The following is a 19,783-nucleotide window of genomic DNA, read 5'->3' as shown; positions in this document are numbered from 1 at the left end:
CTGGCATAGGTAGACGGCGTACTGATCGGACAGCGGCGGCCTCGAATCAGGCCACGCCGGAGACCTTCCCCGCGTGGGTGACCTCGCTTCGCGTCCCGCGCGTCACCTTGATAACGATCCGCACGCGGTGCCGCTCGCACGCCGTCGCGGCGCACCCGCCCAGCAGCCGATCTCACACCATCGCGGCGTACTCGTCCAGCACCGGCAGCACCACGTCGGCGGGCCCGCTGGGCAGGCCGGCCACCGTCTCGGTGATGCCGAGCCCGGCGTAGTAGTCCAGCTTCTCCTTGCTGGGCAGCACGGCGAACGGGATCACTTCGGCCATCGGCCGCCCGGCCCGCTCGCACGCCTCACGCAGCGCCGGCAGCGCCGCCTTGACGCCGCGCCCGCCGATCGGCATCCATCCGTCGGCGTACTCGGCCACGTGCGCGAACAACTTGGGCCCCGCCGCGCCGCCCACGTACACCGGAGGCGTCCGAGTGGGCTTCGGCCAGGACCAGGACGGCTCGAAGCCGTCGAACGAGGCCACCTCGTCGCGCCACAGCGCCCGCATGGCCAGCATGTGGCGCCGCGCGACCTCCCGGCGCTCGCCGTACGGCACCCCGTGCGCCTCGATCTCCTCCACGTTCCAGCCGAACCCGATCCCGACCGTCAGCCGCCCGCCCGACAGCCGCTCCAGCGTGGCCAGGGCCTTGGCCGTGACGATGGGGTCGCGCTGGGCGGCGAGCAGGATGCCGGTGCCGACGCGCAGCCGTTCGGTCGCGGCGGCGGCGAAGGACAGGGCGACGAGCGGGTCGAACGTGCGCCTGTACTCCTCGGGCAGCTCTCCCCCCGCCGGGTACGGCGTGCGCCGCGAGACGGGGATGTGGGTGTGCTCGGGCAGGTAGAGCGAGCTGAGGCCGCGCTCCTCCGCCGCCCTGGCCAGGTCCTGGACCGGCATGGCCAGATCCGTCGCGAACATCGTGACCCCGAGCCTCATCCGGCCTCCCGACAAGCGAACCAAGCGATTGCTCGGTTAAGATTTCCAGAGTACCTTGCAGAAGACCATCCCGCGGAAAGAGGTCCCCGGTGAAGTTTTCTATCTTCCTGAATCCGCAAATTCCAGGCTCTGGGTACGCAGCCGAGGAGAACGCCAGGGCCAAGCGCCCGATCGGGCGCGACACGGAGTCGTACCAGAGGCTGCTGCACGAGGTACGGGAGATAGCCGTCCACGCCGACCAGATCGGGTTCGACGCGCTCATGATGACCGAGCACCATTTCCACTCCGAGGGGATGGAGTTCTCGGTCAACCCGTTGATGTTCCTCACCGACCTGGCGGCCAGGACCGAGCGCATCCTGCTCGCGCCGCTCGGACTCGTGCTGCCCGCCTGGGACCCCATCAGGGCGGCCGAGGACGTGGCCCTGCTGGACCAGTTCAGCAAGGGACGGCTGCGACTGGGCGTGGCGCGTGGCTACCAGAACCGCTGGATGAACGTCCTGGGCCAGCGCTGGCAGGCCGCCGCCGCCCGCTCCGACGGCTCGGCCAGCGACACCCGCAACTTCGACGTCTTCGGCGAAGTGCTGAAGATCATGAAGCTGGCGTGGACCGAGGAGACGCTCCGCTACAAGTCGGACGTGCTCGACTACCAGGTGCCCTATCCGTACGACGGCATCGAGGGCTGGCCCGCCCAGGAGTGGACCAGGACCTTCGGCGCCCCGGGCGAGCTCGACGAGGACGGCAAGGTCCAGGCGGTGTCGGTCTGCCCGCGGCCGTACCAGAACCCCCACCCCGAGCTGTGGCAGCCGTTCACGATCTCGGACCGGTCGGTCATCAGGGCGGCGCAGGAGGACATCCTGCCGTGGATGTTCACCCCCAACCCCGACGACCACGCCGCCAAGGCCAAGCTCTACCAGGAGGAGTCGGCCAAGCAGGGCCGCCACTACCGGCTGGGCGAGCACACCGGCATCCTGAAGATCGTCGGGATCGCGGACACCACCGAGGAGGCCATCAACACCTTCGGCCGCAGCATCCCGAAGGACTTCGCCGCCTTCTTCGGCCCGTTCGGCTACCTGGAGGTGCTGCGCAAGAAGGAGGACGAGAAGCACAAGCCCATCTCCCCGGAGAAGGGCGACGCCAAGCGCATGAACGACGTCGAGATGGCCCTGTTTGGCACCCCCGACGACGTCAAACGCGGCATCCAGCGCATGCTGGACCGGATGCCGGACCTGGAGTGGTTCGGCCTCTACATGCAGGGCCAGCAGGGCGTGCTCCCCCTCGACACCGTCAAGCGCAACCTGGAACTGTTCGCCACCAAGGTCGCCCCGGAGTTCCGATGAGATTCTGGCTGGGCGCCTCCTTCGCCGACAGCGACCAGTTCGTCGAGCTGGCGCGGGCCGCGGAGCGGTGCGGGTTCGACACGCTGACGCTCTCCGACCACCTCTTCTACGCCGACTTCGCCTCACCGTACCCCTACTCGAAGTCCGGCCGGCCGCGCTGGGACGCGCGTACGCACTGGCCGGACGTCTGGGTCACGATCGGCGCCATGGCGGCGGTCACCAGCACCCTGCGCTTCTCCCCCAACGTCTACATCGCCCCCGCCCGCGACCTGTTCACCGTGGCCAAGCTGGTCTCCACGGCGGCGGTGCTGTCGCGCGACCGGGTGACGTTCGGCGTCGGCGTGGGCTGGTGCAAGGAGGAGTTCGTCGGCACCGGCCAGGACTTCCACACGCGCGGCAAGCGCCTGGACGCGATGCTGCCGGTCCTGCGCTCGCTCTGGTCGGGCGAGACGGTCACCGTGGACGGCCTGCCGCCGCTGTCGATCTCGCCCACCCCCGCCGCCCCCATCCCCGTGTACGTGGGCGGCGACAGCGAGGCGGCGCTGCGGCGCGCGGCCCGGCTCGGCGACGGCTGGATCGGCAACCGCATCTACACCGAGGAGCAGTTCGACACCGTCCTCGCGGACCTGCGCGGCCGGCTCGAAGCCAACGGCAGGAGCCTGGAGGGCTTCGAGATCATCGCGCCGCTGGCGGTGCTGCCGGAGGCGGAGACCTACCGCCGCTTCGCCGACAAGGGCGTGACGGGGACGATGGCCGCGCCGTGGTGGCTGGCCACCCCGGAGGAGAAGGCGCGGTACGGCGAGGGCACGCTCGAACTCAAGATCGCCACCATGGAGCGCTTCGCCGAGGAGGTCATCGCGAAGATGTGAACCCCAGGGCGGTGACGACTTTCCCATGAGGAAAGCAGATGGTACTTTCCTCATAGGAAAGTAGTACTGCCGACCCCGAGGGGTGCCCCTTGAACCCGCACGACGCCCGGACCGCGCTCGCCGACATCAACCGGCTCCAGGACGCCACCAGAGACGAGATCGTCCGCCGCGCCTACGCGACGCCCCGCGTGCTCGGCGTCGCGCTCGGGCTCTTCCTCGCCCTCGCGGTGATCGACCTCGGCCGGCCGTGGACGTTCGCCGGCCTCGCGCTCGGCTTCGTCCTGTACGCGGGCGTCGGCGTGCTCTACGAGTACCGCGCCTCGGTCCAGCGGCGGCCGACCACGCGTGAGCTGACCTACCACACGGCGGTGCTGGCCGTGATGATGGTGGTCTTCTCCGTCGGGCGGATCCTCGGCTTCGCCATCCTCGGCCTGCCGGCGCACGGCCTGTGGTCGCAGGCCATGGCGGGCGCGGTGCTGGCCGCCGTCGCCTACGTCGCCGCCACCCCCCTGAACCGGTGGGTCATGCGCTCGATCGTGCGGCAGGACGGCGGGCGCCGCTGATGGACCCTCAGTTCGACGAGTTCCTGCACGTGCCGGCCAGGCTGGCGGTCGTGGCGGCGCTGGCCCCGGCCGACTGGGTGGACTTCGGCTTCCTGCGCGACTCCGTCGGCACCAGCGACTCGGCCCTGTCCAAGCAGGTCTCCGCCCTGGCCGGCGCCGGTTACGTGGTGGTGCGCAAGGGTCAGGACAGGCGCGCACGGCGTACGTACGTGCGGCTCACCCCCGAGGGGCGGGAGGCGTTCCGCCGGCACGCGGCGGCCCTGGAGCGGATCGTGGCACTGGCCCGCGCGTTCGACGACGAGCCCGCCCGCGAAGAGACGGCCGCTCCGGACGGCCCCGGCCACCGGGCGTAGTGCCGCTCAAGGGGCGATAGCCTCGTCTCGTGCTGGAAAAGATCACAGCCACCCGTTACGTGACTCCGCTGCGGGAGGGCGGGTCGCTGCCCGGCGTCGTCGAGGCCGACGACCTCGGCACGTACGTGGTGAAGTTCCGCGAGGCCGGCCAGGGCCGCAGGGTGCTCGTCGCCGAGATCATCGCCGCCGAGCTGGGCCGCCGGCTGGGGCTGCGCACGCCCGAGCTCAAGCTCATCGACCTCGATCCGCAACTGGGCGCCAGGGAGCCGGACGAGGAGGTCCAGGACCTGCTCAAGGCCAGCACCGGGCTCAACCTGGCGGTGGACTTCCTGCCCGGCGCGCTCGGGTTCGAGCCGCTGGGCTGGGTGGCCGATCCGGTGTTCGCGGCCAGGGTGATCTGGTTCGACGGCCTGATCCACAACATCGACCGCAGCTGGCGCAACCCCAACCTGCTCGTCTGGCACCACGAGATTTGGCTGATCGACCATGGCGCCGCGCTGTGGTTCCACCACAACTGGCGCACCGCCGACCCCCAGCGGCCGTTCGACGCGGGCGATCACGTGCTCGCCCCCTTCGCGGGCGACGTGGGCGCGGCGGGCGCCGAGCTGGCCGGGAAGATCACCCGCGAGCTGCTGTCGGAGGTGACGGCGCTGGTGCCGGACGAGTGGCTGGCCGGCGAGCCGGGTTTCGGCTCCCCGGACGAGGTACGCGCGGCGTACGTCGACCATCTGCTGCTGCGGGCCCACGGTCCTGGCGGCTGGCTGGTCACCGGCGGGCAGGAGCGGGGCCGCCAGGCCGGCCCTGGATCGGTCGGCGAGTTCTGGCGGGGAGGCGGCGACCGGTGAGCAGGGACGTCTACGAGTACGCGGTGATCCGCGTGATGCCCAAGGTCGAGCGGGGCGAGCTGATCAACGCCGGCGTGCTGCTCTACTGCCAGCCGCGCGGTTACCTGTGCGCCCGGGTGGCGCTGGACCCGGCGCGGCTGCGGGCCCTCGACCCCCATGCCGACGTCGAGGGGGTGCGCCGGGCGCTCAGCGCGTACGAGCTGGCCTGCGGCGAGGAGGCGGGCGCCCTGGCCGCCGAGTCGCCCGGGGGCAGGTTCCGCTGGCTGACCGCCCCGCGCAGCACGATCGTCCAGGCCGGCCCGGTGCACGCGGGGCTGACCGCCGACCCGGACACCGAGCTGGCCCGCCTGTTCGACAAACTTGTCCGGGTCTGACGCCGTACCATCACTCCCTGGGTGAACACCGGTGGAACCACCCCACCTGCGGTGACAAGGGAGATCATTGGGTAGAAGGCGCAAAGGGGGGAAGGGAGAGCCGGTCATGAGCGTGCCGTCCGGAGACGCCGAACGGCCCCTCACCATGGGCGGCAAACGCTCCTTCGAGCTGCGTGACCTCGTCGACGCGGGGGCCTACGTGGTGGACGACGGCGGCCGCATCACGCAGGTCAATCCGCGGGCCGAGCAGCTGCTCCGGCGCGGCGCGGACGAGCTGCTGGGCCGCGACGCCCACGACCTGCTGCACCGCGGCGAGCGCGGCGAGCCGCTGCCCCGCAGCCGCTGCGAGATGCGCGGCCCTCTCCTCACGGGCGGCAACGCGCAGGGCGCGGAGCAGTGGCTGGAGCGCGGAGACGGCACGCTGATGAGGATCTCCTGGCTGGTCACCCCGTGCAAGGGCGACGCCGACTCCCTGACCAGCGCCCTGGTGATCTTCCACGAGACCGGCTCGGACACGACCGAGCAGTGGCAGCCGGCCCCCGTCCATGAGCCGATGTCGGAGCGCGACCGGCTGGCCCTGCTCGCCGAGACGACCACGACGCTGACCTCCAGCCTCGACGTCGACGAGACCCTGCGCCAGCTCGTGCGGCTGGTGGTGCCGCTGCTGGCGGACTGGGTGGTGATCGACCTGTTCACCGAGGAGGGATCGGTCTCCCGCGCGGTCGTGGTCCACTACGAGAACGGCACCCTGACCCACCGGGCCGAGCTGGAGGAGCTGCTGCCGCCCCTGGCGCAGGAGTCGCCGATGCCGCTGGCGCGGGCGCTGCGCGGGGTCGCCGCCGCGCTGGTGGGCCCCGAGGACTACGAGGGCCGCCCCGACTCCGCCATCACCGCCGCCCAGCAGCACCTGATGGCGGTCACCGGCATCCGGTCCGCGTGCATCGCCCCGATCCGCGGCGTGCGCGAGGTGGTCGGCGCGGTCACCCTCGGCCGCTCCGAGCGGGCCGAGCCGTTCACCACCGACGACATGCTGCTGACCGAGGACATCGCCCGCCGGGCGGGGCTGGCGCTGGACAACGCCCGCCTGTACGAGCGGCAGCGGCGGGTCGCCGAGACCATGCAGCGTCACCTGCTGCCCCAGCTGCCCACCGTGCCCGGACTGGAGATGCGCGCCTGCTACGTGCCCGCCCCTGACGCCTCGCAGGTCGGCGGCGACTGGTACGACGCCTTCGTCATGTCCGACGGCACCGCGGGCCTGGTGATCGGCGACGTGGTCGGCCACGACCTCGACGCCGCCGCGGGCATGGCGCAGGTCTGCAACATGCTGCGCGCGTACGCGGGAGAGCTGGAGGAGCCGCCCAGCATGGTCCTCGACCGGCTCGACCAGGCGGTGGCCCGCATGGCGGAGCCGACGATGGCCACCGTCGTCTTCGCCCGCGTGGAGCACGCGAACGGAGGCTGGCAGCTGCGCTGGACGAACGCCGGCCATCCGCCGCCGCTGCTGGTCGAGAGCGACGGGCGGGCCTTCTTCCTGGAGGCCGCGAGCGGGCTGCTGCTGGGCACCGGCCACCGCCTCCCCCGCGAGGACGCCGTGGTCCCGCTGGCGCCGGGCTCCACCGTGCTCTTCTACACCGACGGCCTGATCGAGTCGCCCAGCCATGCGCTCGACGACGGCCTGGACCGGTTGAGCAGGCACGCCGCGGGCCTGATCGGGCAGCCGCTGACCGCCTTCTGCGACCGGTTCCTGGCGAGTGTCCGCCCGGCCGACAACGACGACGACGTGGCCCTGCTCGTCCTGCGCGTCCCCGGCTGACCGCGTACCTCCGGGGGCGTCTAGAAGAGCACGGACATGAAGGTGTCGACCTCGCGGAAGCCCACCCTGCGGTAGACCGAGCGCGCCGCGTGGTTGTAGTCGTTGACGTAGAGCGTGACGATGGGCGCGAAGCAGCTCATCGCGGCGTCGACCACGGCGGCCATGCCGGCCACCGCGTGGCCCTTGCCCCGCAGTTCGGGCGCCACCCAGACCCCTTGGATCTGGCAGGCGTGCGGCGTGACCGCCCCCACCTCGGCCTTGAACACGACCCGACCGTCCTCGACGCGCGCGTAGGAGCGCCCGATCCTGATCAGCTCGGCCACCCGCGTGCGGTAGAGCGCGCCGCCGTCACCGAGGTTGGGCGAGACCCCGACTTCCTCCGTGAACATGGCCACGCAGGCCGGCAGCAGGATGTCGAACTCGTCCGGCCGCACCCTGCGCACCAGCGGGTCGGGCGGCACCGGCGACCGGTGCGAGATCGCCATGACCGGTTGTGCCCAGCGGATCGCCCGCGCCCGCCCCCAGTGCGGCTCCAGCCGCTCCCAGAGCAGCGAGACGGCGTCGGCGGGGCCCACGATCGACGAGCACCGCCGGCCCTGTTTGCGCGCGCGGTCGGCGAAGGCGTGCACGGCTTCGGGACCGGCGTTGACCGGCACCATGTTGGCCCCGGCGTAACAGAGCGACACGAGGCCACCGCGCGGCCCGAATCCCCACATCTGTCCGCCGAGTCTCGCCGGGTTGAGTCCGACGGCCCGCACTCGGGAGGAGACGAAGACGTTGGCGACCGGGTCGGAGTCCAGCAGCGCGAGAACTTCGTCCCGGTCGTTGTCGTCGAGCACGCGCGACGCCGATGTACGCAGCATCACACGGTCAGACTACGCGAAGGGTCACCGAATGGCTCATCTGGAACTGCCGACGGTAACCCTTTCTTGACGTCAGGCTCCGCCCAGCTTGTCCAGCGCGCCCAGGATGCCCAGCAACGCGTGCCTCCTCGGCTCCTCAGACGTCATGCGCTCGGCCGGACGGGGCTCGGCGGACGCGGCGCACCGCGCGCCCCTCGCCGGCAGGGTGCCGTCCCTCAGGTACGCCGCCAGGTGCCCGTCCACGCACGCGTTGCCCGACAGCGAGACGCCGTGGTTGCCGCCGCCCTCCAGCACCATGCGTGAGCGCGGGAAGAGCGCCGCCATCCGCTGCGCGCCCCGGTACGGGGTGGCCGCGTCGTGCCTGGACTGCAGCATCAGGATCGGCGGCAGCTTCGGCGAGTCGTGCACCTGCACCGGCGTGCCGCCCCTGACCGGCCAGAACGCGCACGGGGCGTTGAACCAGGCGTTCGGCCAGGTCAGGAACGGCGCCTGCTGGTGCAGCGCGGCCATGTCGGTCCGCCAGGTCGCCCACTGGCGCGGCCACTGCGCGTCGCGGCACTGGACGCCCAGGTAGACGGCGTAGCCGTTCTCGTCGGAGGCGTCGTTCCTGCCGTGCCGCTCGTAGATCTCGGTCAGGCCCTTGACCTCGCCCCTGCGCACGTACGCGGACCAGGCCTGGGCGAACACGGGCCACACCTTGTCGCTGTAGCCGGCCACCGTGAACGTGTCGTCGAGCTCGCTCGGCCCCACGACCCCGCCGGCGGGCCGGGAGCGGAGCCGGTCGCGCATGGCGTAGTAGGCGAACGCGGTCTGCTTCGCGGTGACGCCCAGCCTGTAGACGCCGTGATGCTTGGCGGTCCAGGCCAGGAACTGGCGGTGGCGGTGCTCGAAGGAGCGGTCCTGCCTGAGGTTGGACTCGTACCAGACGGCCGTGGGGTCGACGATGCTGTCCATCACCAGGCGCTTGACCCGGTTCGGGAAGAGGGTGGCGTAGACGCCGCCCAGGTAGGTGCCGTACGAGTAGCCGAGGTAGCTGATCTTCTCCTCGCCCAGGGCGGCCCTGATGACGTCCATGTCCCTGGCGGAGTTCTCGGTGGTCAGGTGGGGCAGCAGCCAGGACCACCGGTTGCCGCACGCGGTGGCGTACTCGGCGGCCCGGCGCAGCAGCGCCCGCTCCTCGGCCTGCCCGTGCGGCACCGCGTCGGGCCTCGGGGCCTTGTAGTACGTGTCCGGGTCCACGCAGTGCACGGCCGGCTCGCTGCCGCCGACGCCGCGCGGGTCGAACCCGACGACGTCGTACCGTTCGGCCACGTCGGCGGGCAGGGACGTCGCCACGAACTCGGTCAGCTCCCGCCCAGGAGAGCCGGGCCCGCCCGGGTTGATCAGCAGCGTGCCCAGGTGGTTGGCGTCCCGCGCCACCTTGGCCTTGATCCGGTTGACGGCGATCTTGATCGACTGGCCCCTGGGCTGGCGGTGGTCGAGCGGCACGCGTACGGTGCCGCATTCGAGCTCCGCCGACGCCGTCTTGCCGGCCACCTTGGGACAGGCCCCCCACACCACCGCCGCCACCGGCCGGCCGGCCACCGCCGCCGCTCCCCCTTCGGCCACCGCCGCACCGTCCGCGCCGGCCATCCCGGCCATCAGCACCGCCATCCCGGCGACAACCCCAGCTACCCGCTTCACCCGGCCCCCTCCCTTGTCATAGGCCTTGCGATGCTCCCGCGAGCGGCCTGGAACGGTTCCGGGTATGGCGAAAAGCTTGCCAATCTGTAATCGATCAATGACAAGGAGTGACGTCGGGGAATGTCGGTGCCCACTGCCAGACTCACCCCATGACCATGCAGACCGTCCTTCTCACCGGGGCCGCCGGCGCGGTCGGGTCCGTGCTACGCGAGCCGCTACGCCGCCGCCTGCGCCGGCTGATCTCGGTCGACCGCGTGCCGCTGTCCGCCGCGGGCGCCAACGAGGAGGTCCATCAGGCCGAGCTGACCGGACCCGGCGACGTGGCGGCCCTGCTGCCCGGAGCCGACGCGATCGTCCACCTGTCCGGCGTGCCCGACGAGGCCCCGCTGCCCGACCTGCTCGACGCCAACGTGACGGGCACCCACCACGTGCTGGAGGCGGCACGCCGCACCGGCGTCAGGCGTGTGGTGCTGGCCAGTAGCAACCGCCTGACCGGCTGCTACCCGGCGAGTGTGACCGTCTCCCCCGGCATGCCGCCGCGCCCCGACGGCCTCTACGGGGTGAGCAAGGTCGCGATGGAGGCACTGGGCCGCCTCTACGCCGACAAGTTCGGCCTGGAGGTGGTGTGCCTGCGCATCGGCAGCCTGGAGCCGGAGCCCGGCGAGCCCCGCCATCTGGCCACCTGGCTCAGCCCGCGCGACTGCGCCGGCTTCGTCTGGGCCGCGCTGACCACGCCGGGCCTCACCTTCGCCACCCCCTACGCGGTGTCGGCCAACACGCGCCGCTACTGGGAGCTGGACGACCGCCTCGGCTACCACCCCCGTGACGACGCCGAAGCCTTCGCCGACCGCATCCCGGGAGCGGCCGCCCACTTCACCGGCGACCCGCCCCAGGGCGGCGCGTTCGCCGACCCCGCCTACACCCTCCCCCACCTCTGACCCGGAGCCGAGGCAGCTACGCTCAGCCGACGGTGACCGTGGGGCCGAGTCGGGGACCAGCCGGCGGTGACGGCCGGGCCGGGGATCAGCCGACGGTGACCGTGGGGCCGGAGTCGTCGTCGAGGTCGACCTCGACGCCCATCTCGTCGGCCAGGCGCAGTGCCTCCTCGATCAGCGTCTCCACGATCTGCGACTCCGGCACCGTCTTGATGACCTCGCCCTTGACGAAGATCTGGCCCTTGCCGTTGCCGGAGGCCACCCCGAGGTCGGCCTCACGGGCCTCGCCCGGGCCGTTGACGACGCAGCCCATGACGGCCACCCGCAGCGGCACCTTCAGGCCCTCAAGGCCCGCCTGGACCTGGTCGGCGAGGGTGTAGACGTCGACCTGCGCCCGCCCGCACGACGGGCAGGAGACGATCTCCAGGCCGCGCTCGCGCAGCCCGAGCGACTCCAGGATCTGGTTGCCGACCTTGACCTCCTCCACCGGAGGGGCCGAGAGGGAGACCCGGATGGTGTCGCCGATGCCCTCGGCGAGCAGGGCGCCGAACGCGACGGCCGACTTGATGGTGCCCTGGAAGGCCGGGCCGGCCTCGGTGACGCCGAGGTGGAGCGGGTAGTCGCACTCGGCGGCCAGCAGGCGGTAGGCGTTGATCATCACGACCGGGTCGTTGTGCTTGACCGAGATCTTGATGTCGCGGAAGCCGTGCTCCTCGAACAGCGAGCACTCCCACAGCGCCGACTCCACCAGCGCCTCGGGCGTGGCCTTGCCGTACTTCTGCAGCAGGCGCGGGTCTAGGGAGCCGGCGTTGACGCCGATGCGGATCGGGACGCCGGCGTCGGACGCCGCGCGGGCGATCTCGCCGACCTTGTCGTCGAACTTCTTGATGTTGCCCGGGTTGACCCGGACGGCCGCGCAGCCCGCGTCGATGGCGGCGAAGACGTACTTCGGCTGGAAGTGGATGTCGGCGATCACGGGGATCTGCGACTTCTTGGCGATGATGGGCAGCGCGTCGGCGTCGTCCTGGGACGGCACGGCGACGCGGACGATCTGGCAGCCGGACGCGGTGAGCTCGGCGATCTGCTGCAGGGTGGCGTTGACGTCGGCGGTCACCGTCGTCGTCATCGACTGCACCGACACGGGGGCGTCGCCGCCCACGGGCACGCTGCCGACCATGATCTGCCGGGAGTGGCGGCGTTCGGCGAGCGGCTTGGGGCGCACCGTCGGGATGCCGAGAGCTACAGAAGTCATTTCAACCCTTACTGTGACGACGCTTTCCAGTTTAGGTAGCTAGCGGGACTGCCCGGTTGTGAGTTCGGCCGCACGGGCGCGAGCCCAGGCGTCGGCCGCCAGCACCTCTTCGACGGAGTCGGCGGGGGTCACCTCGTGCTCCTCGACGACCTTGGCCACGGTGTCGACGATGGCCAGGAACGGCAGCCCGCCGCGCATGAACGCGTCGAGGCAGGCCTCGTTGGCGGCGTTGTAGACGGCGGGCGCGGTGCCGCCCGCGCCGCCGACGTGCCGGGCGAGCGCGACCGAGGGGAAGGCCACGTCGTCGAGGGGCTCGAAGGTCCAGGTGTGGGCCTTGGTCCAGTCGATGGGCCGCGCGGCGCCCGGGATGCGCCTGGGGTGGCCGAGCGCGAGCGCGATCGGCAGCCGCATGTCGGGCGGGCTGGCCTGGGCCATGGTCGAGCCGTCGACGTATTCGACCATGGAGTGGATCACCGACTGCGGGTGCACGACCACCTCGATGCGATCGAAGCCGAGGTCGAACAGCAGGTGCGCCTCGATCACCTCCAGCCCCTTGTTGACCAGGGTGGCGGAGTTGATCGTGATGGCCGGCCCCATGGACCAGGTGGGGTGCGCCAGCGCCATCTCGGGCGTGACGTCGGCCATCTCCTCGCGCCGCATGCCCCTGAACGGCCCGCCGCTGGCGGTGATCACGAGCTGCTTGACGGCCGAGGAGTCGTAGCCGGAAGGCCCCGCGGCCCACAGGGACTGCTGCAGGGCCGAGTGCTCGGAGTCGACCGGGAGGATCTGACCGGGTTTGGCCAGCCGCTTCACCAGCGGCCCGCCGATGATCAGCGACTCCTTGTTGGCCAGCGCGAGCGTGCGGCCGGCTTCGAGTGCGACGAGGGTGGAGGTCAGCCCGAGCGCGCCGGTGATGCCGTTGAGCACCATGTCGCACGGCCAGCCCGCGACCTGCGCGACCCCCTCGTGGCCGCCGAGCACGACCGGCCGGGCGCCGAGGGCGGTCAGCGCCTCCTTCAGCGCGGGCACGGCCGCGGGGTCGGCCACCGCCACGGCCTCGACCCCGAACTCCGCCGCCTGGCGCGCCAGCAGCTCGACCTTTCCGCCACCGGCCGCCAGCGCGGCGACCTTGAAGCCGCCGGGGTTGGCGGCGATGACGTCGAGGGCCTGGGTGCCGACAGAACCGGTGGAGCCGAGCACGACCACGGAGCGGAGGGTCTCTTCATGCACGTGTCCATTGTCCCCGCTGTTCGGCGTACTCGGGCACGCGGGACCCCAGGCCCCAGAAATGACCTCCTTATGTGACACGTGATAAGGGAGTTCATTTGTGCCGGAATATAGCTATATCGGTATGAGCAAATCTTGAGAAATCTGGATATTGAGCCCGCTACCTTCCTAGGCCCAGGTCCGGTTTAGGGAGGTTACGTAATGCAACGCAAATTCCGCCTGCTTTCCGCCGCCACGCTCAGCGCCGCCGCCATCACCGCCGCCACCGCCACGGCCCCGCTCCCCGCGAGCGCGAGCCCGGCGCAGGGGCATGGGCAGGCGCAGGTGCCGGCGGGGCCGAAGCCCGCCCAGCGGGCCGCCGCCGACACGGCCACCGAGCGGCGGCAGGTCATGACGTACTGGACGGAGCGGCGGATGGAGGCGGCCAAGCCGTTGGACGCGCCTAAGCCCAAGGCCGGGCTGACGGCCGACGCGCCCGAGCAGGGCAGTTCTTGGACCGCTCCACCCACCCGCGGCCGGTCGGGCGGCGACGTGGACCTCCAGGCGGCGCGCAGCGGCGGCGCGGCGTGGACCCGCGGCGGCGCCGTCGCCCGCACCACCGGCCGGATCTTCTTCACCACCCAGGGCCGCAACGCCTCCTGCTCAGGAACGGCGGTGACCAGCGCCAACAAGAGCGTGGTGCTGACCGCGGGCCACTGCGTGAAGATGAACGGCGCCTTCCACACCAACTGGGTCTTCGTCCCGGGTTACGCGGCCGGCAACCGCCCCTTCGGCACCTGGCCCGCCACCAGGCTGCTGACCACGCAGCAGTGGAACGCGAGCGAGGACATCAACTTCGACGTCGCCGCCGCCGTGGTCGCGCCGCTGGAGGGCAAGACACTGGTGGACGCCGTGGGCGGCCAGGGCGTGGCCTTCAACCAGCAAAGACGCCGGCAGATGTACGCCTTCGGCTACCCCGCGGCGGCCCCGTACGACGGCTCGAAGCTCGTCTACTGCTCGGGCCGCACCTTCGACGACTTCCTCGCCTCCAAGGACATGGGCCTGACCTGCGACATGACCGGCGGATCCAGCGGCGGCCCCTGGATGCTGAATTTCAACGAGTCGACCGGTCTCGGCACCCAGAATTCCGTCAACAGCTTCAAATACAACTTCGCCACCAACTGGATGTTCGGCCCCTATTTCGGGAACGAGGCCCAAGCCGTCTACCAAGCAGCACAAAGCACCAACGCACTCTAAGGAATTTACCGAAAGTAGTCACAAGAACACATCTCGTAGTGCACACTCGGGGGCCATGACCTTGAGCACCCCCCTGCTTGCGGCGGCCCCGCTTCTGGCAGGGCTGATCGGCCCCGCGCTCATCGGCGCGGCTCCCGCCGCCCAGCAGGCCGACCGGCCGGCCGTCGCGCCGGCCCAGGCGCCCGCCCATACGGGCGGGCGCACGACCGGGCACGCCACCGGGCGCGCGGCCCAAAACGCGGCCGCGCCCGGCGACATCGTCGAGCACGTCGCCGCCAGAACCGCCGCCGACCAGCGGCGCGTGCTCGACTACTGGACGCCCGAGCGGATGGCCAAGGCCCTGCCGATCGGGCTGCTGGACATCGTGACCGACGACGGCCTGCTGAGCGGGCTCACCGGTGACGCGGACCTGCGTACCACCCCCGAGCTGACCGGCCGCAGGGCGGACCTGACCGTCCCGCGCGAGCTCGTCGGCACGCACCGGATGGCCGCGGCCCGCCCCGACACCAGCACGATCGGCGCCCGCTGGATGACCGGCGGCCTGGTCTCCAGGACCACGGGCCGGGTGTTCCTGACCGTGGCAGGAGCCGACTTCGTCTGCTCGGCCAGCACCGTCAGGAGCGCCAACAGGGACGTCGTGGTCACGGCCGGCCACTGCGTCAAGGACGGCGCGGGCGCGTGGGCGGCGAACTGGACGTTCGTCCCCGGGTACGGGACGCGCGGGACGCACCCGTACGGCCAGTACACCGCCCGCCGCATGTTCGTCGCCGGCCCCTGGTCACGCGGCGGCGACGACGACTACGACGTGGGCATGGTGGCGCTGGCCACCTCGCACGGCAGGCACGTGGCCGACGTCGTGGGCACGCAGGAGATCGCGTTCGACGCGGGGCGCGGCGGCCAGGCGTTCGGCTTCGGCTACCCGGCAGACCCCCCGTACGACGGCGGTCACCTCGTCTACTGCGCGGGCCGGCTCAAGGACGACCCGTACGGCCAGAGCCGCGACCAGGGCCTCGGCTGCGACATGACCGCGGGCTCCAGCGGCGGCCCCTGGATGACGAAGTTCGACCCGGCCACCGGCAAGGGCACGATCATGTCGCTGAGCAGCTTCAAGTACAGCGACGACCGGCGCACGATGTACGGCCCGTACTTCGGCCAGACGATCAAGGCCCTCTACGGCACGGCCCAGAACGCATGACCGGGGGGCCGTCACCCGGCCGGGTGACGGCCCCCCGCGCCTTCACGTCGGGAGCTTCGTCAGAGGCTCAGCCCGGTCAGCACCATGACCTTCTCGTAGGTGTAGTCCTCCATCGCCGAGTGCAGCCCCTCGCGCCCGACCCCCGAGTCCTTCACCCCGCCGTAGGGCATCTGGTCGGCCCGGTACGACGGCACGTCCCCGACGATCACGCCGCCCACCTCCAGCTCCCGGTTCGCCCGGAAGGCCGCGTCCAGCGACCGGGTGAAGACTCCGGCCTGCAGCCCGTACCTGGAGTCGTTGACCATCGCGTACGCCTCGTCGATCGAGGCGGCCGGCTGGAGGATCATGACGGGCCCGAAGACCTCCTCGCAGGCGACCTTGGCGTCGTGCGGCACGTCGGCCAGGACCGTCGGGGCGACGGTGGCGCCCTCGCGGGTGCCGCCCGCCAGCACCTTGGCGCCGGCCGAGACCGCCTCCTGGACCCACTGCTCGACCCGCGCCGCGGCGGCCTCGGAGACCAGCGGCCCCACCTGCGTCTTCTCGTCGGCGGGGTCACCGGTGACGAGGCCGGCGACGGCGGGGACCAGGCGCTCGACGAACGCGTCGTAGACCGGGCGCTCGACGATCACCCGCTGCACCGCGATGCAGCTCTGGCCTGCCTGGTAGTTGGAGTAGAGCGCGATGCGCTGGGCCGCCCAGTCGAGGTCGGCGTCGGCCAGCACCACCGCGGCGGCGTTGCCGCCCAGCTCCAGCGTCACGTGCTTGCGCGGCACCTGGTCGGCGATGGCGTAGCCGACCGGGGCCGAGCCGGTGAACGACACCACCGGCAGCCTGGGGTCCTGGACGAGGGCGGAGGCGCGCTCGTTCTCGATCGGCAGCACCGAGAACATGCCGGCGGGCAGGTCGGTCTCGGCCAGGATCTCGCCGAGCAGGAGCGAGGACAGCGGCGTCGCAGGGGCAGGCTTGACGATGACGGGCGCGCCGACCGCGATGGCCGGGGCGACCTTGTGCGCGACGAGGTTGAGCGGGAAGTTGAACGGGGTGATCGCCAGCACGGGGCCGTGGGGCACGCGCGAGACGTAGGCCAGCCGGCCGGCCGCCGCCGGTTCGGTGTCGAGCCGCTGCACGCCGCCCGACCAGCGCCGGGTCTCCTCGGCGGCGAACCGGAACGTGGCCACGGCCCGGCCGACCTCGCCGCGGGCCCAGACGATGGGCTTGCCGTTCTCGGCGGTGATCAGCTGGGCGATCTCCTCGGCCCGTTCGGCGATCCGGCGCGAGACGTGGGCCAGGGCTTCGGCCCGTACGTGCACGGGCAGCGCGGCGGCCTCCTTGGCCACCGCGTGGGCCGCGGCGACGGCCTCCTCCACCTGGGCGTCGGTCGGCACCGAGTGCCGGGCGACCTCGCGGCCGTCATGGGGGTTGGTGACAGTGAGCTCGGTGTCCCCGGTCGCGGCGCGGCCGGCCAGCCAGAAGGTACGCACGTCCATACCTCGACGTTATGCCAAGCTGTGAGCCGGGGATTTACACCACGTTGCACAAGAGCCTCACGAGGGCTCACCGTTAAGTACAAGCTCCGTTGTATACCCACGATGTAACAGAAGTAGACCTAATTCGGGATGTTTACCATGCGGAGTGGTTTGAGCGATCTCCGCCTTGGCTAAGTCATCGGGTGCGGGTCTCCAGCGCGGTGGGCCCCCGATCAGAAAGGCGTGGGCCCCGTGACCGAACAACGTGAGGTCACAAGGACGCAGAGCCGGTCCTTGGGCCGGTCCTCGGGCACGAGGGGGGTCTCATGACCTCGGTGCCGCTGGGGCTGCAGGGCGCTTACCTCCTTGGTGAGCGCGCCACTCACGACGAGCTTCGCTCCCGCCTCCTCGACGTGGCGGTCAACCTGCTCAACACCGACGGGCCCGAGAGCCTGACCATGCGCAGGATCGCCGCCGAGGCGGGCTGCACGACCACCGTCATCTACACGATGTTCGGCAACAGGGAGGGCCTGGCCGAGGCGCTCTACCTGGAGGGGTTCGAGCGGTTCCGCCGCTTCATGGAGGCCGTGCCGCAGCGGCGCGACCCGCTGGAGCAGCTGTACGCGCTCGGGCCCGCCTACCGGCAGGCGTGCCTGTCCGAGCCCGGCTACTACAGCCTGATGTTCGAGCGGGCGATCCCCGGCTTTGAGCCGAGCGAGCGCGCCAGGACCCTGGCCAGGGCGGCGCTCAACATGCTCGACCGGGTGATCGCCGACTGCATCTCGGCCGGCCACCTGATCCCGACGCAGCCGCGCAAGATCGCCGACGCGCTGTGGGCCGCGGCACAGGGGGCGATCAGCCTGGAGCGGGCGGGGCACCTGCGGGACGGCCGCACGTACGAGGCCGTGACCATGGCGACTATCTGCTGCTATCTGGTGGAGAAGCCGAAATAGCCGGGTGGCCGGCCGCCTCCAGGGCGAGCCACAGCTCGGCGCGCACGCCCGGGTCGTCGAGGTCGCGGCCGAGCAGGTCCGACACCCGTCTCATGCGGTAGCGCAGGGTGTGCCGGTGCACGCCCAGCCGCTGCGCCGCCGTCTCCCAGTGACCGTTGCCTTCCAGGTACGCGCGCAGCGACGCCACGAGGTCGGCCCTGGAGCCGTACGCGGTGAGCGGGGCCAGGACGGCGGCCGAGAACGCCTGGGCGGCGGCCGGATCGAGCAGCCCCAGCAGCCCCTGACCCGCCAGCTCATCGAACCCGACCACTGAACCGGCCCCCTGCCCCGCGCCACCCCTTCCCCCGCGCCCTGCCCCGCCTTGAGACCCGCCTTGAGACCCGCCTTTCGCCCTGTCTCCGGCCCCGCCCGCTCCAGGCCCTTCCGCCTCACGGGCCGCGGCGTCACGGCTCCTGGCGGCCTCCAGGGCGCGCCTGGCCTGTTCGAGCGCGGTGCTCAGGCTGGTGACCGCGTATCCGGCCGGCCGGCTCAGCCCGACCGGCACCTCCGCACCGCCCGCCACCTCCTGCGCCACCCCATGAGCCACCTCATGCGCGACCAACGCCACCACCACCTGCCCCGCCTGACCCGCCGTCCGACCCGCTGCCCCAGCCGATGCCCGCCCCGGCGCTCCACCCGGCGTCTCGGCCGATGCCCCGGCCGACGCTCGGCCGCGTTCCGGCACGGGGGGCGGACCGTCGTGCATGGCCGTGAAACCGTGCGGTTCCAGGGCCTCCACGGCCTCCGGGGGCGCCGCCAGCACCACGAAGGGCTCTTCGGGCAGGCGTCCGCCGAGCGGCTCCAGCACCACGCGGGCCCGCTCGCGATCCCCCGCCAGCAGCAGCTCCAGCACGGCCGCACGGACTCGCCGCTCGGCCGTCAGCCGGGTCCTGCCCTGCTCCATGGCCAGCGTCAGCAGCGAGCCCGCGGCGTTGATCACCGTGTGCGCGACCGGCGTGAAGGTGTGCCGGGCCCCGACGGCGAAGAAGCCACGCGGCCGGCCCCCGCCGCCCAGCGGCAGCACCACGATGTGCTGGCCGGGCGCGGACAACGCGAGACTCGACGGCACCCGTTCACCACCCCGCCCGCCCGGCTCACCACGGCGCGCCTCGACGGGCCGCGCCACCGTCTCGCCACGGCGACCGGACGGCCCGACACGGGGGCCGGTCATCTCCGCGCGGCGACCGGACGGCTCGGCGGGCCGGCCGCCCCGGAGCCGGATCAGTTCGTGGGTGACCGCCTCCGGTCGGGCGCCCCGGGTGGCGTGGCGGACCTCGCCCGACTCGTCCAGCAGCGCGGCCCAGCCGTCGACCTCCCTGGCCAGCCGGTCGATGACCGCGTGCATGCCCTCCGGCCGCAGCGCGGCCCGCGTCAGCCGGCCCTGGGCGGCGAAGGCCCGGCTGATCTCCTCGTACTGCTCGGCGGCCAGCAGCTCGCTGACGGCCTTGCCGACCGCGATGAACGGCGTCTCGCGCGGCACCTCCAGCAGCGGCAGCCCGGCCCGCTCCGCGGCCGTCACGAGCGCCGGCGGCGTCTCCTCGTGCGAGACCCCGACGCCGAAGCCGAGCCCCGCCACTCCACGCGCGACGAGGCGGGCGACATAGTGGGACTGGTCGCCTTCCATCCGCATCCCGGTGGTCAGCAGCAGCTCCCCGCCCTCCAGGTACGGCGTCGGGTCCGCGAGCTCGCTGACCGCCACCCAGCGCACCGCGGCCTCCAGCACCCCGGGCGCCGAGGTTCCGGCCAGCGGCCGGAGGTTCATGCGGCGCACGACGGTCCGCAGCGTAGGCGGCATAGAAGT

General features: G+C 71.9%; 18 protein-coding genes. 11 read left to right on the top strand and 7 right to left on the bottom strand.

The features are described from left to right. Positions 1–172 precede the first annotated feature (172 nt). Positions 173–979, bottom strand: coding sequence for a TIGR03619 family F420-dependent LLM class oxidoreductase (locus tag B0I32_RS03785; RefSeq protein WP_106234978.1), 807 nt, complete (start codon positions 977–979; stop codon positions 173–175). Between the two features lie 89 nt (positions 980–1,068). Here B0I32_RS03785 and B0I32_RS03780 point away from each other — a divergent pair, with 89 nt between their 5' ends. The 7 genes from B0I32_RS03780 to B0I32_RS03745 all read left to right on the top strand — a co-directional run bounded on the left by B0I32_RS03780 (position 1,069) and on the right by B0I32_RS03745 (position 7,133). Beyond that, positions 1,069–2,316, top strand: a complete 1,248-nt coding sequence (locus B0I32_RS03780) for an LLM class flavin-dependent oxidoreductase (RefSeq protein ID WP_106234976.1) — start codon at positions 1,069–1,071, stop codon at positions 2,314–2,316. Further along, positions 2,313–3,185 (top strand): TIGR03619 family F420-dependent LLM class oxidoreductase, encoded by an 873-nt coding sequence (locus B0I32_RS03775; protein WP_106234974.1) that lies wholly within the window; start codon positions 2,313–2,315, stop codon positions 3,183–3,185. The genes B0I32_RS03780 and B0I32_RS03775 overlap by 4 nt, the downstream gene beginning before the upstream one ends. 89 nt (positions 3,186–3,274) lie before the next feature. After that, positions 3,275–3,748, top strand: a complete 474-nt coding sequence (locus B0I32_RS57435; protein ID WP_181306980.1) for a hypothetical protein — start codon at positions 3,275–3,277, stop codon at positions 3,746–3,748. After that, on the top strand, positions 3,748–4,101 hold the full coding sequence (locus B0I32_RS03760; protein WP_106234969.1) for a winged helix-turn-helix domain-containing protein: 354 nt from the start codon (positions 3,748–3,750) through the stop codon (positions 4,099–4,101). Before B0I32_RS57435 ends, B0I32_RS03760 begins: the two co-directional genes overlap by 1 nt. 29 nt (positions 4,102–4,130) lie before the next feature. After that, positions 4,131–4,946, top strand: coding sequence for a HipA family kinase (locus B0I32_RS03755; protein ID WP_106234968.1), 816 nt, complete (start codon positions 4,131–4,133; stop codon positions 4,944–4,946). Further along, complete coding sequence (locus B0I32_RS03750; protein ID WP_106234966.1) at positions 4,943–5,320, top strand: DUF3037 domain-containing protein; 378 nt, start codon at positions 4,943–4,945, stop codon at positions 5,318–5,320. The genes B0I32_RS03755 and B0I32_RS03750 overlap by 4 nt, the downstream gene beginning before the upstream one ends. A 106-nt stretch (positions 5,321–5,426) precedes the next feature. After that, positions 5,427–7,133 carry a SpoIIE family protein phosphatase gene (locus B0I32_RS03745; RefSeq protein WP_106234964.1) on the top strand — a complete coding sequence of 569 codons (1,707 nt, stop codon included), beginning with the start codon at positions 5,427–5,429 and terminating at the stop codon, positions 7,131–7,133. A gap of 20 nt (positions 7,134–7,153) precedes the next feature. Here B0I32_RS03745 and B0I32_RS03740 read toward each other — a convergent pair whose 3' ends face one another. Together B0I32_RS03740 and B0I32_RS03735 are read right to left on the bottom strand one after the other, a co-directional pair. Then, complete coding sequence (locus tag B0I32_RS03740; RefSeq protein WP_106235997.1) at positions 7,154–7,996, bottom strand: GNAT family N-acetyltransferase; 843 nt, start codon at positions 7,994–7,996, stop codon at positions 7,154–7,156. Positions 7,997–8,068: 72 nt separating this feature from the next. Then, complete coding sequence (locus tag B0I32_RS03735; protein WP_245955559.1) at positions 8,069–9,679, bottom strand: alpha/beta hydrolase; 1,611 nt, start codon at positions 9,677–9,679, stop codon at positions 8,069–8,071. A 149-nt stretch (positions 9,680–9,828) separates the two neighbouring features. Between B0I32_RS03735 and B0I32_RS03730 the strand changes: the two genes are divergently transcribed. Continuing rightward, positions 9,829–10,617: an NAD-dependent epimerase/dehydratase family protein gene (locus tag B0I32_RS03730; RefSeq protein ID WP_106234961.1), complete on the top strand. Its 789-nt coding sequence runs from the start codon at positions 9,829–9,831 to the stop codon at positions 10,615–10,617. Positions 10,618–10,702: 85 nt separating this feature from the next. Here B0I32_RS03730 and ispG read toward each other — a convergent pair whose 3' ends face one another. Continuing rightward, a complete protein-coding gene (gene ispG / locus B0I32_RS03725) occupies positions 10,703–11,866 on the bottom strand; it encodes a flavodoxin-dependent (E)-4-hydroxy-3-methylbut-2-enyl-diphosphate synthase (RefSeq protein ID WP_106234960.1) in 1,164 nt (387 codons plus the stop codon). Positions 11,867–11,905: 39 nt separating this feature from the next. After that, positions 11,906–13,096: a 1-deoxy-D-xylulose-5-phosphate reductoisomerase gene (gene dxr, locus B0I32_RS03720; RefSeq protein ID WP_106234958.1), complete on the bottom strand. Its 1,191-nt coding sequence runs from the start codon at positions 13,094–13,096 to the stop codon at positions 11,906–11,908. A 198-nt stretch (positions 13,097–13,294) separates the two neighbouring features. Here dxr and B0I32_RS03715 point away from each other — a divergent pair, with 198 nt between their 5' ends. Continuing rightward, positions 13,295–14,329, top strand: coding sequence for a trypsin-like serine peptidase (locus tag B0I32_RS03715; RefSeq protein ID WP_106234956.1), 1,035 nt, complete (start codon positions 13,295–13,297; stop codon positions 14,327–14,329). A gap of 55 nt (positions 14,330–14,384) precedes the next feature. Beyond that, on the top strand, positions 14,385–15,524 hold the full coding sequence (locus B0I32_RS03710; RefSeq protein ID WP_181306978.1) for a trypsin-like serine peptidase: 1,140 nt from the start codon (positions 14,385–14,387) through the stop codon (positions 15,522–15,524). A gap of 59 nt (positions 15,525–15,583) precedes the next feature. On the opposite strand, the gene B0I32_RS03705 is transcribed toward B0I32_RS03710, so the two are convergent. Beyond that, complete coding sequence (locus B0I32_RS03705; protein ID WP_106234955.1) at positions 15,584–17,011, bottom strand: aldehyde dehydrogenase family protein; 1,428 nt, start codon at positions 17,009–17,011, stop codon at positions 15,584–15,586. Positions 17,012–17,316: 305 nt separating this feature from the next. Between B0I32_RS03705 and B0I32_RS03700 the strand changes: the two genes are divergently transcribed. Further along, a complete protein-coding gene (locus tag B0I32_RS03700) occupies positions 17,317–17,943 on the top strand; it encodes a TetR/AcrR family transcriptional regulator (RefSeq protein ID WP_106234953.1) in 627 nt (208 codons plus the stop codon). Here the strand turns inward: B0I32_RS03700 and B0I32_RS03695 are convergent. Next, on the bottom strand, positions 17,909–19,777 hold the full coding sequence (locus tag B0I32_RS03695; protein WP_106234951.1) for a PucR family transcriptional regulator: 1,869 nt from the start codon (positions 19,775–19,777) through the stop codon (positions 17,909–17,911). The two genes, B0I32_RS03700 and B0I32_RS03695, sit on opposite strands and share 35 nt — an antisense overlap. Between the last annotated feature and the right edge of the window lie 6 nt (positions 19,778–19,783).

It is taken from the genome of Nonomuraea fuscirosea, assembly GCF_003001935.1.
Taxonomy (GTDB): domain Bacteria; phylum Actinomycetota; class Actinomycetes; order Streptosporangiales; family Streptosporangiaceae; genus Nonomuraea; species Nonomuraea fuscirosea.
The sequence above is the reverse complement of the archived record's forward strand: the minus strand, read 5'-3'. Positions and strand labels throughout refer to the sequence as shown.

Bases quoted from the DNA above. Each gene is read 5' to 3' on its own strand.
- B0I32_RS03785 (WP_106234978.1), bottom strand. From the start codon at position 979: ATGAGGCTCGGGGTCACGATGTTCGCGACGGATCTGGCCATGCCGGTC.
- B0I32_RS03775 (WP_106234974.1), top strand. From the start codon at position 2,313: ATGAGATTCTGGCTGGGCGCCTCCTTCGCCGACAGCGACCAGTTCGTC.
- B0I32_RS03760 (WP_106234969.1), top strand. From the start codon at position 3,748: ATGGACCCTCAGTTCGACGAGTTCCTGCACGTGCCGGCCAGGCTGGCG.
- B0I32_RS03745 (WP_106234964.1), top strand. From the start codon at position 5,427: ATGAGCGTGCCGTCCGGAGACGCCGAACGGCCCCTCACCATGGGCGGC.
- B0I32_RS03740 (WP_106235997.1), bottom strand. From the start codon at position 7,996: ATGCTGCGTACATCGGCGTCGCGCGTGCTCGACGACAACGACCGGGAC.
- B0I32_RS03730 (WP_106234961.1), top strand. From the start codon at position 9,829: ATGACCATGCAGACCGTCCTTCTCACCGGGGCCGCCGGCGCGGTCGGG.
- ispG (WP_106234960.1), bottom strand. From the start codon at position 11,866: ATGACTTCTGTAGCTCTCGGCATCCCGACGGTGCGCCCCAAGCCGCTC.
- B0I32_RS03715 (WP_106234956.1), top strand. From the start codon at position 13,295: ATGCAACGCAAATTCCGCCTGCTTTCCGCCGCCACGCTCAGCGCCGCC.
- B0I32_RS03710 (WP_181306978.1), top strand. From the start codon at position 14,385: ATGACCTTGAGCACCCCCCTGCTTGCGGCGGCCCCGCTTCTGGCAGGG.
- B0I32_RS03705 (WP_106234955.1), bottom strand. From the start codon at position 17,011: ATGGACGTGCGTACCTTCTGGCTGGCCGGCCGCGCCGCGACCGGGGAC.
- B0I32_RS03700 (WP_106234953.1), top strand. From the start codon at position 17,317: ATGACCTCGGTGCCGCTGGGGCTGCAGGGCGCTTACCTCCTTGGTGAG.
- B0I32_RS03695 (WP_106234951.1), bottom strand. From the start codon at position 19,777: ATGCCGCCTACGCTGCGGACCGTCGTGCGCCGCATGAACCTCCGGCCG.